Annotated in this window: 10 protein-coding genes; 6 read left to right on the top strand and 4 right to left on the bottom strand. The window is 74.9% G+C overall.

Annotated features, from left to right (window positions below; translation table 11 throughout):
- From ACFVU7_RS31165 to ACFVU7_RS31155, 3 genes are all read right to left on the bottom strand, one after another.
- A partial coding sequence (locus tag ACFVU7_RS31165) for a hypothetical protein (protein ID WP_388048421.1) occupies positions 1 to 459 on the bottom strand: 459 nt, incomplete at its 3' end.
- A gap of 394 nt (positions 460 to 853) precedes the next feature.
- On the bottom strand, positions 854 to 1,717 hold the full coding sequence (locus tag ACFVU7_RS31160; RefSeq protein ID WP_388048429.1) for a serine hydrolase: 864 nt from the start codon (positions 1,715 to 1,717) through the stop codon (positions 854 to 856).
- A 134-nt stretch (positions 1,718 to 1,851) separates the two neighbouring features.
- Complete coding sequence (locus ACFVU7_RS31155) at positions 1,852 to 2,802, bottom strand: LysR family transcriptional regulator (protein ID WP_380775465.1); 951 nt, start codon at positions 2,800 to 2,802, stop codon at positions 1,852 to 1,854.
- Positions 2,803 to 2,967: 165 nt separating this feature from the next.
- Between ACFVU7_RS31155 and bla the strand changes: the two genes are divergently transcribed.
- The 3 genes from bla to ACFVU7_RS31140 all read left to right on the top strand — a co-directional run bounded on the left by bla (position 2,968) and on the right by ACFVU7_RS31140 (position 5,780).
- Positions 2,968 to 3,951 (top strand): class A beta-lactamase, encoded by a 984-nt coding sequence (gene bla / locus ACFVU7_RS31150; RefSeq protein ID WP_388048418.1) that lies wholly within the window; start codon positions 2,968 to 2,970, stop codon positions 3,949 to 3,951.
- Between the two features lie 81 nt (positions 3,952 to 4,032).
- Positions 4,033 to 5,100 (top strand): MBL fold metallo-hydrolase, encoded by a 1,068-nt coding sequence (locus ACFVU7_RS31145; protein ID WP_388048416.1) that lies wholly within the window; start codon positions 4,033 to 4,035, stop codon positions 5,098 to 5,100.
- Between the two features lie 185 nt (positions 5,101 to 5,285).
- Complete coding sequence (locus ACFVU7_RS31140; RefSeq protein WP_388048414.1) at positions 5,286 to 5,780, top strand: HAD domain-containing protein; 495 nt, start codon at positions 5,286 to 5,288, stop codon at positions 5,778 to 5,780.
- 416 nt (positions 5,781 to 6,196) lie between these two features.
- Here ACFVU7_RS31140 and ACFVU7_RS31135 read toward each other — a convergent pair whose 3' ends face one another.
- Positions 6,197 to 7,351, bottom strand: a complete 1,155-nt coding sequence (locus ACFVU7_RS31135; protein ID WP_388048412.1) for a DUF6183 family protein — start codon at positions 7,349 to 7,351, stop codon at positions 6,197 to 6,199.
- 330 nt (positions 7,352 to 7,681) lie between these two features.
- On the opposite strand from ACFVU7_RS31135, the gene ACFVU7_RS31130 reads away from it, so the two are divergent.
- Genes ACFVU7_RS31130 through ACFVU7_RS31120 form a run of 3 tightly spaced genes read left to right on the top strand, consistent with a single transcriptional unit; the run spans position 7,682 to position 11,776 of the window.
- Entirely contained in the window at positions 7,682 to 8,665 is a 984-nt protein-coding gene (locus tag ACFVU7_RS31130) for an ABC transporter permease (protein ID WP_049649271.1), read from the top strand.
- 1 nt (position 8,666) lies between these two features.
- Complete coding sequence (locus ACFVU7_RS31125) at positions 8,667 to 9,635, top strand: ABC transporter permease (RefSeq protein ID WP_388048410.1); 969 nt, start codon at positions 8,667 to 8,669, stop codon at positions 9,633 to 9,635.
- Positions 9,632 to 11,776 (top strand): dipeptide ABC transporter ATP-binding protein, encoded by a 2,145-nt coding sequence (locus ACFVU7_RS31120; protein WP_388048408.1) that lies wholly within the window; start codon positions 9,632 to 9,634, stop codon positions 11,774 to 11,776. Before ACFVU7_RS31125 ends, ACFVU7_RS31120 begins: the two co-directional genes overlap by 4 nt.
- Positions 11,777 to 11,813: the final 37 nt, after the last annotated feature.

Here is an 11,813-nt window from a genome sequence, read left to right as displayed (position 1 = left end):
GGTGATCCGCGTCCTGCTGTCGTTCGTCGCCGCGCAGTGGGCGTCGACGCCCCGCTCGTCCGGTGCCTCGTTCGGCTCGGCCAGGCCCAGCCGGATCAGGTCGACGGTGTACTCGTGGCACCGGGAGTAGTCCGCGGCGGCGCTCACCGCTTCGGCGTGGTCGATGCGGCCGGGATCCGCGGCGCGCAGCAGCGCCGGGGTGGGCGGCGGGCCCAGCGTCTCCCCGATCCACCCCGAGACGGCCTCCCGGGGGCAGCCGCGCTCCAGCTTCGAGGTGGTCGCGGCGGAGAGCGCCAGGTGGATGAGGAGCGTCCCGAACCAGGCGGTGACCTCGGCCGGGGGCGTGTCCGTGCCCGCCGGCGGCATCACGGCCTGGTACAGCGCGGCCGGGTCGTCGGCGTGCGCGGCGGCGACGACCGCCTTCATCGCGCTGTCGAGGGCGGCCCTGTCGATGGTCATGTCAGCGGTTCTCCCCATGGTCGGCGGCCGTCAACGTAGCGCTCCGGCGCGGTGCGTGGCCGGTGAAGGGGCGGATTTTCCCCGGTACGCGTGAGGAGGGGGTCGACCGGATTGACGGCTGTCGGCTGCCGGCGGTCACGCGATTCCCCGTGGGCCGCGGTTTTGTGGCGGCGTGGTTCCCGACCCTGGTGGTCACGAGTCCCCCGGGGGACGGTGACCGGCGCCAGGCGCACGCGGTGGCGGCACCCGTGGCTGTGGGCCGCCTTCGTCCTGCCCGTCGTGCCGTTGGCGGCGCGGCCCTCGGGCCCGGGTCGGGACGCCCTTCGGCGTACGGGCCGTCAGGCGACCGCCGACGGGTGCGCGATGGCGGAGGCCGGGACGCGGTGGGCGCCGGTCAGCGCGCCCGGCCGGCTGCCGCCTGGGCCCGGAGGGCGTCGACGGCGAGGCGGGCGGCGGTGCCGATGGCGGCGTCGGCGGCGGGCAGGGTGATGGTGGTGGCGGCGGCGCGGGTGAAGACGGCGAGGGCGTAGCGGCCGCCGTCGGGGTATTCGACGACGCCGACCTCGTGGCGCAGCGTGGGGAGGGTGCCGGTCTTGCCGTGGACGCGGACGTCGTCGTAGGGGAAGCCGGAGGCCAGGCGGTGGGGCCAGACCTGGAGGCCGAGGAGGCGTCGCAGGGCGGTGCCGTGGTCGCCGGGGCAGGCGTCGCCGTGCCAGAGGGCGGCGAGCAGGGTGGTCATGTCGCGGGGGGTGCTGTGGTTGGTGAAGGCGGGGTCGAGGACTCTGAGGCGGGCGACGACGGCGGGGTCGACCGGGGAGTCGGGGCCGGTGTCCTCGGCGAGGGCGGCGATGAGGTCGCGGAGCTTGTGGACGGCGACGGTGCGGGTGAGGCCGAGGTCGGCCATGGTGCGGTTGACGGTGTCGAGGCCGATCCGGTCCCACAGGGTGTCGGCGGCGGTGTTGTCGCTGACGGCGGCGGTGAGGTAGGCGAGGTCGCGCAGGGAGAGGCGGGCGTCGTCGAGCATGGCGCCGAGGCCGGTGGACCCGGGGGTGCGGCCGGCGGCGGGGACGTCGACCTGCCGGGTGAGGTCGACGCGTCCGGCGGCGGCCTCGCGGTAGAGCGTCACGAGCAGGCAGAGCTTGTGGACGCTGGCGGTGGAGACGGCGGTGTCGGCGCCGAGGCCGATCTCGGCGCCGGTGTCGAGGTCGCGTGCGTGGAGTCGGCCGGTGACGCCGGCGTCGGCGAAGGCCGCGGCGATGCGGGTGCGTGCGGCGCGGCCGTGCGGGGTCCGGTCGGCGGCCGTGGTGCGGTCGGCTGTCGGGTGGTCGGCCTTGGTGCGGTCGGCGGCCGGGCGGTCAGGAGCCGGGCGGTCGGCTGTGGTGCGGTCGCTGGTCACAGCGGGAACTCCATTGCGGGCCGGGGGTAGAGCGGGGGGCGGTGGGGCGACTGGGGCAGCAGGCCGCCGGGTCCGGTCAGCGCCTCGTGGGCGGCCTGGGCGAACAGCCGGACGGCGGGCCCGCCCCGCCCGGTCGGCCAGGCCGTGGAGGTCCGCCAGGCCAGCGGGGTGCCGGTGAGCGGACGCCAGACTGTACCCGGTGGGGGTGTGGTGCGCGGCACCAGGGCGATGGCGCTGCCGGTGAGCACGAGCGCGCCCGCGACGTCCGGTCCCGGCGGGTCGACGACGGCTTCAGGGGTGCAGCCGTGCCTGGTCAGCGTGGTGAGGACCTCGTCGTACAGGGCCGGGGCGGTGGCGCGCGGGAAGAGGACCAGGCGCAGGCCGGTCAGGTCGGCCACCGCGAGCTCGGGGCGGTCGGCGTGCGGGCCGCCGGCGGCGAGCAGGGCGCCGAGCGGCTGGTGCAGGACGGGGCCGAAGGCCAGTCCGTCGGCCGGGCAGGGGTGGCGGACGACGGCGACGTCGACGGTGTGCTGGGCGAGTTCGCGCACCACGGCCGCGACGGGCAGTTCCCGCAGTTCGAGCCGGGTGCCCGGGGAGGCGGTCTCGAAGCCGGTGAGCAGCGCGGCGAGGGTGGCCGGCCCGAGTTCGGGCGGGACGGCCGCGCGCAGGGTGCCGGCCCGTCCGCTGCGCAGGTCGGCGGCGGTGGCGAGGAGGCGGGCGGCGCTGTCCAGGGTCTCCTCGGCCTCGGCGAGCAGCAGCCGGCCCGCCGGGGTGAGGTCGACGCCGCGCGGGCCGCGGTCGAACAGGGTCACGCCGAGTTCGCGTTCGAGGCGCTGGATCCGCTGGGAGAGCGAGGGCTGGGCGATCCGCAGGCGCTCGGCGGCGCGGCCGAAGTGCCGTTCCTCGGCGACGGCGCGGAAGTGGCGGAGGTGCCCCAGCAGGTCCATGGCCAGCAATCATAGGGGTTTTCTTATCGCTCACTTCACGATTGCGGTCTTGGACTGGGTAGCCCGTGGCCTGTTTAGCTGAGCGTGATCGCGCGGATCGCGGCGGTGTGGACCACCGCCGCGGGGCGCGACCGTGATGACACGAACCACCTGGGGAGACCACTGATGACGCCCGACCTCCGCCGTACCGGCACCGGCACCGGCACCCGTACCCGCGTCCGCACCCGCGCCGCGCTGCCCGCGGTGGCCCTGCTCGTGGCCGCGCTAGTCGGCGGGTGCGGCCCGTCGGGTGGCGCCTCGACGGCGGCGGCCACCGGCGCGATTGCGACTGCGGCGACGGCGGGCGCGGGGGCGGCCTCCGCCGCCGCGGCGGACGCGGCCTTCGCGGAACTCGAGCAGCGGTTCGGCGCCCGGCTCGGCGTGTACGCGGTGGACACCGGCAGCGGCCGGGAGGTCGTCCACCGGACCGACGAGCGGTTCGCGTTCGCGTCCACGATCAAGTCGCTCGCCGCCGGGGCCCTGCTGCGCAAGGCCTCCGACGCGGACCTGGACAAGGTCGTCCCCTACCGCCAGGAGGACGTGCTGGCGTGGGCACCGATCACCTCGCAGCACGTGGCGACCGGCATGAAGCTGCGTGACCTGGCCGCCGCCTCCATCCAGTACAGCGACAACACCGCGGCCAACCTCGTCTTCGCCGAACTCGGCGGCCCGGCGGCCGTCCAGCAGTCCCTGCGCGACCTGGGCGACTCGACCACCAGCGTCGACCGCACCGAACCCACCCTCAACGAGGCGACCCCGGGCGACACCCGCGACACCAGCACGCCGCGCGTCCTCGCCGCCGACCTGCGCCGCTACGTGCTCGGCGACGTCCTCCCGGAAGGCCGGCGCGGGCTGCTGACGGACTGGCTGGTCGGCAACACGACCGGCGGCCCGTACATCCGCGCGGGGGTGCCCGCCGACTGGCGGATCGGCGACAAGACCGGCAACGCGGGCTACGGCACCCGCAACGACGTCGCCGTGGCGTGGCCGTCGGGCGGGCGCGCCCCGATCGTGATCGTCGTCCTGACCGACCGCGGCAAGGCGGACGCCACCTCCGACGACGCCCTGATCGCCCAGGCGACGAAGACGGTCGTCAGCGCCCTCGGCTGACGTCCGTATCCGCATCCGTCCCGAAGGAGCATCCCCTCCCGAAGGAGCGCCCTTCCCGACCGACCAGGAGCCCCGACCGCGATGATCCGACCCACCCGCCGGGCCGACACGGACGCCGACTTCACCCGGCGCCGTCTCGCCCAGCTCGCCGTCCTCGGCCTCGCCGCCGGGGCCGCGCCGGCCGCCCTTCCGGGCACGGCCTCGGCCGCCGTCCCCTCCTCGGCGACGGCACCGCCCGCCGGCCGTCCGCACTACGACCGCGCCCGCCGCCTCGCCGCCGACGACCCCGTGCTGCGGGCCCTGGTGACGGCGCTGACGCCCGGCTCCGTCCTTCCCCCGCTGCCCGCGCCCGCGCCCGTCAAGCTGTTCGACAACCTGGTGCTGCTGAGCGCGGGCTGGGTCTCGGCGATGGCGGTGCTGACGGACGACGGCATCGTGCTGATCGACGCGCTCACCTCACCCGCCGATGCCGAGGGCGTCGTCGTCCCCGGGCTGCGGGCGGTCGGCGCCGACCCGGCGGCGATCCGGCACGTCGTCGTGACCCACGGCCACCCGGACCACTTCGGCGGCGCCCAGACCCTCGCCGACCGCTACGGCGCCCGCGTGCACATGTCCCCGGCCGACTGGGACCTCCTCGCCCGCACCCGCCCCGCCGACGCCCCCGTCCGCGACCTCGACATCGCGGACGGCGCGCAGCTCACCCTCGGCGGCACGACGATCGAGCTGCACCACACCCCGGGCCACACCCCCGGCACCGTGTCCCCGGTCATCCCGGTCCGGGCGGGCGGCCGGTACCACAGCGCGATGCTGTGGGGCGGCCTCAACCCGCCCTCGACGGTGGCGGAACTGCGCACCCTCCTCGCCTCCGTCCACTCCTTCCGGGCCGTCATGCGCCGGACGAACGTGGAGGTCGAGCTCTCCAACCACCCGAACGACCACGGCCTCGAACGAGCCGAACAGCTGCGGCGCCAACCGCCCGGCGCCGCGAACCCCTTCCTCCTCGGCGGCCCCCGCACGCAGCGGTACATGGCGGTCATGGACGCGATGGTGCGCGGCCGCATCGCCGACGCGGAGGCCGCGGAGGAGGCGGGGGCGGAGGCGGGAACCGGGGCACGTGGAGCCCGGACCGTGGCGGCTCCGCACGCCTGACGCGGGATTCGGGCATGAAGCCGGAGCTTGTCGTCTGCGTGGTGTCCGAGGCAGACGCCGCTCCTCCAGGTCAGGTGGACAAGGCCGCACCACCCCGCACATGTACAGGTGGTGGATCGTTTCCCGCGTTCGCGGCGGTCGCTTCCCGTTGTGGCGGGGGTCCTACGGCGGCAGGATGAGTCGTCGTGACTGCCGACCTGCCGTTGTTGCTTCTGGACGTCGACGGGGTGCTGAACCCGTTCGCCGCGGCGGTGTGCCCGGCGGATTACCAGGAGTACGGCTTCTTCCCCGGTGAGGAGCCGGTGCGTCTGAACCGGGTCCACGGGCGGTGGCTGAACGGACTTGCCGAGCACTTCGAGATCGTTTGGGCGACGGGTTGGGAAGAGGAAGCGAACGAGTTCCTCGCGCCGTTCCTGGGGCTGGAACGGTTGCCGGTCGTCTTCTTCCCGCCCAAGCCGTTCGAACCGTGTGAGAAGGTGCCGGCGGTGGCGGCCTTCGTCGGAGAACGGGCAGCGGCCTGGGTGGACGATGCGCTGACGCCGCAGGCGCGGGCCTGGGCCGACGGCCGCGCGGCCGCGACCTTGCTGGTCGACACCGATCCGTGCGTGGGCCTGACCTGGAGTGCGGTCGAGCGGTTGTCGGGGTGGTCGACGGACCTGAGGCGGCCGAAGGCTGAGTGACCGTCGGTGCCCGAGCCCGCGAGGCGCTCCGATGCCGCTCCGCCGACCGGGACGTCACCCTGATCAAGCGGGCCACCGCCCCGGCCACCTCCGAGGCCCTGCGGCAGTACACCGACATCGAGGGCCTGCCGGACCAGCGCGTCACCGGCTACCTGCCGGTCGACCCCACCGCCGCCGACCAGGCCGAGGCCCGGGTCACCGGCCTCCTCACCCGCTACGTGCTGCCCAGCGCCACCCTGTTCACCGCCCTGGTCGCCTGGCTGGTCACCGGCCTGGCACTGCGGCCGGTGGACCGGCGCCGCACCTGCCCTGCGGTCCGAGGAGGGGCGCGCCGGCGTTCGTCCGGTGAAGCCCCGAACTCGGCCGGGGGGAGGACGGGTTGCGGCTGCGGGGCTGGCGGCCGGGGTGGTGCGTGGTCAGTCGGTGTCGGTGGCGGCCAGGACTGCGAGGTGTCGGCCGTCGGGGTGCAGGGCGGCGAGGGCGAGGTCCCAGGCGACGTTGTGGAACCAGGGGGCGGACGCGGTGCCGAGGCGGAGCCAGGTCGTCTGCCGCACGCGGTCGGCGGTCCGGGTGATCGGCGCGTCGGCGGGGGTGCCGGTCAGGGCGGCCAGGGAGCGCCAGGCGGCGAGTCTGCCGTAGGCGCCGTAGTTGCCGTGGCCGTAGGCCGGTGCGCGCAGGGCGGCGGTGAGCAGGGTCCGTAGGGCGAGGCCGGGGTCGGAGGGGTGGAGCCGGGCCGGGGTCTGGCCGGGCGGCCAGGGGGTGAGCGGCAGGAGCGCGAGGAGTGCCGGGAGGTCTTCGGGGGTGACCGGGTCGGGTAGCCAGAACTCCTGGGCGGCGAGCTTGCCGTTGGACTGGGCGAGCCAGTGGGCGACGGCCGCGCCCATGGCCTCCGTCGTGGCGGGTACGCCGGTCTCGGTCGGTTCGGCCGCGGCCGCCCGCTGCCGCGTCGCCGGCGTGGTCTCCAGCGCGTCGCCCGGCTCCGGCCACACGGCCGGGACCGTCCAGGTCCAGTCGTCGGCGGCTCCCGCGGGGCGCCGCAGCCCGTGCTCCTCGGGCAGCAGGGCCAGCGGCAGTACGGCGAGCGGGTGGCCCTCGGCCAGGAGGGTGTCGGCGAAGGCGCGCAGCGCGGGGTGGCCGTTGACCGCGTCCGAGACGAGCACCGTCTCGTGGAGCAGGCAGGCCGCGAACTCGCGCGCGTCCGCGGTCTCGGGTGCCCGGTCGAAGACCTCGTCGGCGATGTCCTCGATGCGGTGCCCGTGGGCGACGACCGCGGCCAGGTAGCGCGGGGAGACGCCGGGGTGCGGCGAGTCCAGCACGCGCACCAGGGCGCGCAGGCTCTGCGGCCCCGGGCGGGCGGCCAGGGCGTTCAGTGTCCAGTACAGGGCCGCGGCGCAGTGCCCCTGAAGGTCCCGGCCGGCGGCGGTGCGGGCGGCGAGTTCCGCCGCGAGGCCGCCGGCCCAGTCGAACTCGCCGGTGGCGACCCGCGATTCGACCTCGGCGCGCAGCACGGAGACGTCCGCGTCGTCGGCCTCGCACAGGGCGTCCACCGTGCGGGTGATGTCCTTGTCCATGGCGTGATTGTTTCCCGGCGGCGGGTGGTCCGCCGCCGGCGGCGCGCCCGCCGACGCTCGGCGTCGGCGCGGACCGGTGGCTGCCGCGGCCCCTGCGACCTGCGGATTCGGCGAATTGTGACGCGAACGCGTCCATGTGCTGCGGGCGCGTTTCGTGTTCGTGTCCACTTGCCCTGGTCCCTGGTGCCGGGTGTCGCTCGCACACAGACTGGCCTCTGCACGGTCGTGCAACCACCCCTTGGATCGAGGAAGTTCCACCCGCATGCCCAACTCCCCCAGACCCGGCGCTCCCCGGCCGTACCCGTCGCATCCGGTGGGGAGGTGGCGTCCGTGCTCCGGTACGTGACCCGCAGGGCGGCGGGCTGGTTCCTGGTGATCGCCGTGGCCACCAACGCCACCTACTTCCTGGCCAGTTGGTTCCTCGACCCGCGTTCGAACTTCAAGGAGCTGCGCCCGGTCCGCACCGAGGAGCAGATCTCCCGGGCCCTGGCCCCGTACAACCTGGACCCGCACGAGCCGCTGCTGCACCGCTGGTGGGACTGGCTGACCGGGGTGGTCCTGCGCTTCGACTGGGGCCGTTCCCCGGTCGGGGTGCGGGTGAACGGGGAGATCGGCTACCGCTCCCTGGTCAGCGCCGAGCTGGTGACCGGTGCGACGGTCCTGTCGGTCGTCGTCGGTGTGGCGCTCGCGGTGCACACCGCCTCGCGCCAGTACGGCTGGCGGGACCGGGCCGCGCAGGCCCTGTCCATGGCGCTGTTCAACGTCCCGGTGTCGATCGCCGCCCTCGCGCTGGTGCTGCTGGCCATCCGGCTGAACGAGCAGGCGGGTTGGCACTTCCTGTACGTCGCGGGCGAGAACTCGCCCGGTGTGGAGGGGTTCTGGGCGACGGTCGGCGACCGGCTGCTGCACCTGGTGCTGCCGACGCTCACCCTGACCCTGACGGGGTACGTGGGCTACCACCTCACCCAGCGCTCGCTGCTGCTGGACGTCATCGGCTCCGACTTCGTGCGCACCGCCCGGGCCACCGGGCTGACCCGCGCCCAGGCGATCCGCCGGCACGCCCTGCGCACCGCGCTGATCCCCACCGCCCAGTCCGTGGCCTTCGGCATCCCGGCGGTGTTCACCGGCGCGGTGCTCACGGAGACGATCTTCGGTTGGAACGGCATGGGCCAGTACTTCATCCAGACCATCAGCAAGAACGACGTGCACGGCACCGTGGCGACCGCCGCGTTCGCCGCCGCCCTGACGGCGGTCGGCGCGATCCTCGCGGACATCGCCACCGTCCTCCTCGACCCGAGGGTGCGGGTGAGCTGAGATGAGCACCCCTGTGACCCCCGTGAGTCCCGATGTGACCCCTGTGGGTCCCGACGCGGCCGCCGAGCATGACAAGCACGACGGGCACGACAAGCACGACGGCCGCTACCTGGGCCGGCGCCGCCTCTACCTGCGCCGCTTCCTGCGCAACCGGACCGCCGTCGCCGGCGTGGTGATCTTCCTGCTGCTCGTGCTGTTCAGCGCGCTCGGCGGCCTGTTCACCCCGTACGGCTTCGCGGACACCGACTTCTCCGCCCTCACCCAGGCCCCGAGCGCCGAGCACTGGTTCGGCACCAACCAGGGCGGCAACGACGTCTACGCCGCCGCCGTGCACGGCCTCCAGCGCTCGCTGGTGATCGCGGTGACCGTGTCCCTGCTGACCGTCGCCCTCGCCGCGGTCGTGGGCGCGGGCGCCGCCTACGTCGGGGGCCGGCTGGAGAAGGCGACCCTCGCCCTCATCCACTTCCTGCTGGTCGTGCCGTCCTTCCTCGTCCTCGCCCTGGTCTCGCACCGGCTGGCGGGCGACTGGCGGGTCCTCATCCTCGTCCTGACGGTGTTCGGCTGGATGTCCACCGCCCGCGTGGTCTGGTCGGTGTCGACGTCCCTGCGCGAGCGCGACTACGTGCGCGCCGCGGAGTACATGGGCGTGCGCCCCCTGCGCATCGTGCTGCGCCACATCATCCCCAACCTGGGCTCCCTGCTCATCGTCAACCTCACCCTGGGCGTGGTCTCCACCGTGCTCAGCGAGACCGCCCTGTCCTTCCTCGGCTTCGGCGTCCAGACCCCCGACGTGTCACTGGGCACGATGCTCGCCGACGGCGCGGGCACCATCACCAGCGCCCCCTGGCTCTTCGCCTTCCCCGCCGGGCTGACCGTCCTGCTCACCGTCTCGATGACCTTCGTCGGCGACGGCCTGCGCGACGCCCTCGACCCCACGTCCACCACCGGCGCGGCAGGAGCCCGACGATGACCCTGGCACCCGCCCCCCGCACCGGGCCCGCGACCGCTCCCACCGGGTCCACCGACCCCGCCGGGCCCGCACCCGTCCTGTCCGTCCGCGGCCTGAGCGTCTCCTTCCCCTCCGAGGCCGGGCCGGTGGAGGCCGTGCGCGGCGTCGACTTCGACCTGCTGCCCGGGCGCACCCTGGGCATCGTCGGCGAGTCCGGCTCCGGCAAGTCCGCCACCGCCCTCGCCGTCATGGGCCTGCTGCCGCCCACCGCGCGCCTTGGCGGCCGGATCCTGCTGGGCGGCCGCGACCTGGCGGCGATGGACGACAAGGAGCTCTCCCGGGTCCGCGGCAAGGACATCGGCATGGTCTTCCAGGACCCGATGTCCGCGCTCACACCCATCTTCACCGTCGGCCGGCTGCTCTCCGAGGCCCTGCGCGTACACCGGGAGCTGTCCCGGAAGGACGCCTGGGAACAGGCGGTGGAACTGCTCGACCTGGTCGGCATCCCCGACCCGCGCGAACGCGCCAAGTCCTTCCCGCACGAGTTCTCCGGCGGCATGCGCCAACGCGTCGTCATCGCCCTGGCCATCGCCAACAAGCCCTCGGTGCTCGTCGCCGACGAGCCCACCACGGCGCTGGACGTCACCGTCCAGGCGCAGATCCTCGACGTGCTGCGCCTGGCCCAGCGCGAGACCGGCGCCGGCCTCGTCCTGATCACCCACGACCTGGGTGTGGTGGCCGGCCACGCCGACGACGTCGCCGTCATGTACGCCGGGCGGATCGTCGAGCACGCGGGCGTCGACGAGCTCTTCCGCCGTCCCACGATGCCCTACACCGCCCGCCTGCTGGCCAGCGTCCCGACCGTGGACAGCGGTGTCCCGCGGCCCCTGGTCCCGGTCGGCGGGGAGCCGCCGTCCCTGGTCGCCCTGCCCGGCGGCTGCCCCTTCGCACCCCGCTGCGCGGTGGCCGTGGACGTGTGCCGGACCACCGAACCAGGCCTGGCCGCACCGGACTTGACCTCAGCGGACCTGAACGCACCGGCACCCGCCGGGCGGCCCGGCCGCGCCGCCTGCCACCGCGCCCGGGAGATCGCCGACGGCAGCCTCGACCCGGTCGGGGCGGCCCCTCCCGTGCCGACGGCCGGCCCCGCCGAGCGGACCGCCGGCGAGGTGGTCCTGCGCGTCGAGGACCTGGTCAAGACGTTCCCCGTCACCAAGGGCGCCCTGCTCAAGCGCCGGGTGGGCACCCTGCACGCGGTCAGCCACGTCGGCTTCGAACTGCGCGCGGGCGAAACCCTGGCCCTGGTCGGGGAGTCCGGCAGCGGCAAGACCACCACGCTGCGCGAGGTGCTGCGGCTGCGCGCCCCCGAGGGCGGCCGCATCGAGGTGGCCGGCACCGACGTCGCCACGCTGCGCTCGGCCGCCGAGGTCCGCGAGCTGCGGCGCCACGTCCAGATCGTCCTCCAGGACCCGACGGACGCCCTTGACCCCCGGCTGACCGTCTTCGACCTGCTGGCCGAACCGCTCCAGGCCGCCGGCGCCGACCGCACCGCCGTCCGCTCCCGGGTCACCGAACTCCTGGACCTGGTGGGCCTGGACCGCGCCATGGGCGACCGCTTCCCCGCCGCCCTGTCCGGCGGCCAGCGCCAGCGCGTCGGCATCGCCCGCGCCCTGGCCCGCGAGCCGAGGCTGCTGGTCCTGGACGAGCCGCTGTCCGCCCTGGACGTCTCCGTGCAGGCCGAGATCATCAACCTGCTCGCCCGGCTGAAGCGCGAACTGGGCCTGGCCTACCTCGTGGTGGCGCACGACCTGGCCGTGGTGCGCTACTTCTCCGACCGCGTCGCGGTGATGTACCTCGGACACGTCGTCGAGTCCGGCGCCACCGAGGAGATCTTCGCCCGGCCCCGGCACCCGTACACCCGGGCCCTGCTGTCGGCCGTCCCGGTCCCCGACCCGGAGCGCGAGCGCCACCGCGAGCGCATCGTCCTCGCGGGCGAGCAGCCCAGCGCCGCCCGGCTGCCGCAGGGCTGCGTGTTCGTCGACCGCTGCCCGCTCCACCGGGAGGCCGACGAGGCCGTACGCACGCGCTGCCGCACCGAACGGCCGGCGACCGTCGGCGCCCCGGACGGCTCCGACCACCGGTACGCCTGCCACGCGGTCTGACACCGCCCCCCGCTCTTCCCCGTCTCACCGAATCCCA

Source organism: Kitasatospora sp. NPDC058046 (genome assembly GCF_042885595.1).
Lineage (GTDB): Bacteria > Actinomycetota > Actinomycetes > Streptomycetales > Streptomycetaceae > Kitasatospora.
Note: the sequence above shows the minus strand (reverse complement) of the source record. Positions and strands in the feature narration are given on the sequence as shown.

What these genes read in the sequence shown, in the direction of transcription:
- ACFVU7_RS31135 (WP_388048412.1), bottom strand. Translation starts at nt 7,351, where the DNA reads ATGGACAAGGACATCACCCGCACGGTGGACGCCCTGTGCGAGGCCGAC.
- ACFVU7_RS31125 (WP_388048410.1), top strand. Translation starts at nt 8,667, where the DNA reads ATGAGCACCCCTGTGACCCCCGTGAGTCCCGATGTGACCCCTGTGGGT.
- ACFVU7_RS31120 (WP_388048408.1), top strand. Translation starts at nt 9,632, where the DNA reads ATGACCCTGGCACCCGCCCCCCGCACCGGGCCCGCGACCGCTCCCACC.
- bla (WP_388048418.1), top strand. Translation starts at nt 2,968, where the DNA reads ATGACGCCCGACCTCCGCCGTACCGGCACCGGCACCGGCACCCGTACC.
- ACFVU7_RS31155 (WP_380775465.1), bottom strand. Translation starts at nt 2,802, where the DNA reads ATGGACCTGCTGGGGCACCTCCGCCACTTCCGCGCCGTCGCCGAGGAA.
- ACFVU7_RS31145 (WP_388048416.1), top strand. Translation starts at nt 4,033, where the DNA reads ATGATCCGACCCACCCGCCGGGCCGACACGGACGCCGACTTCACCCGG.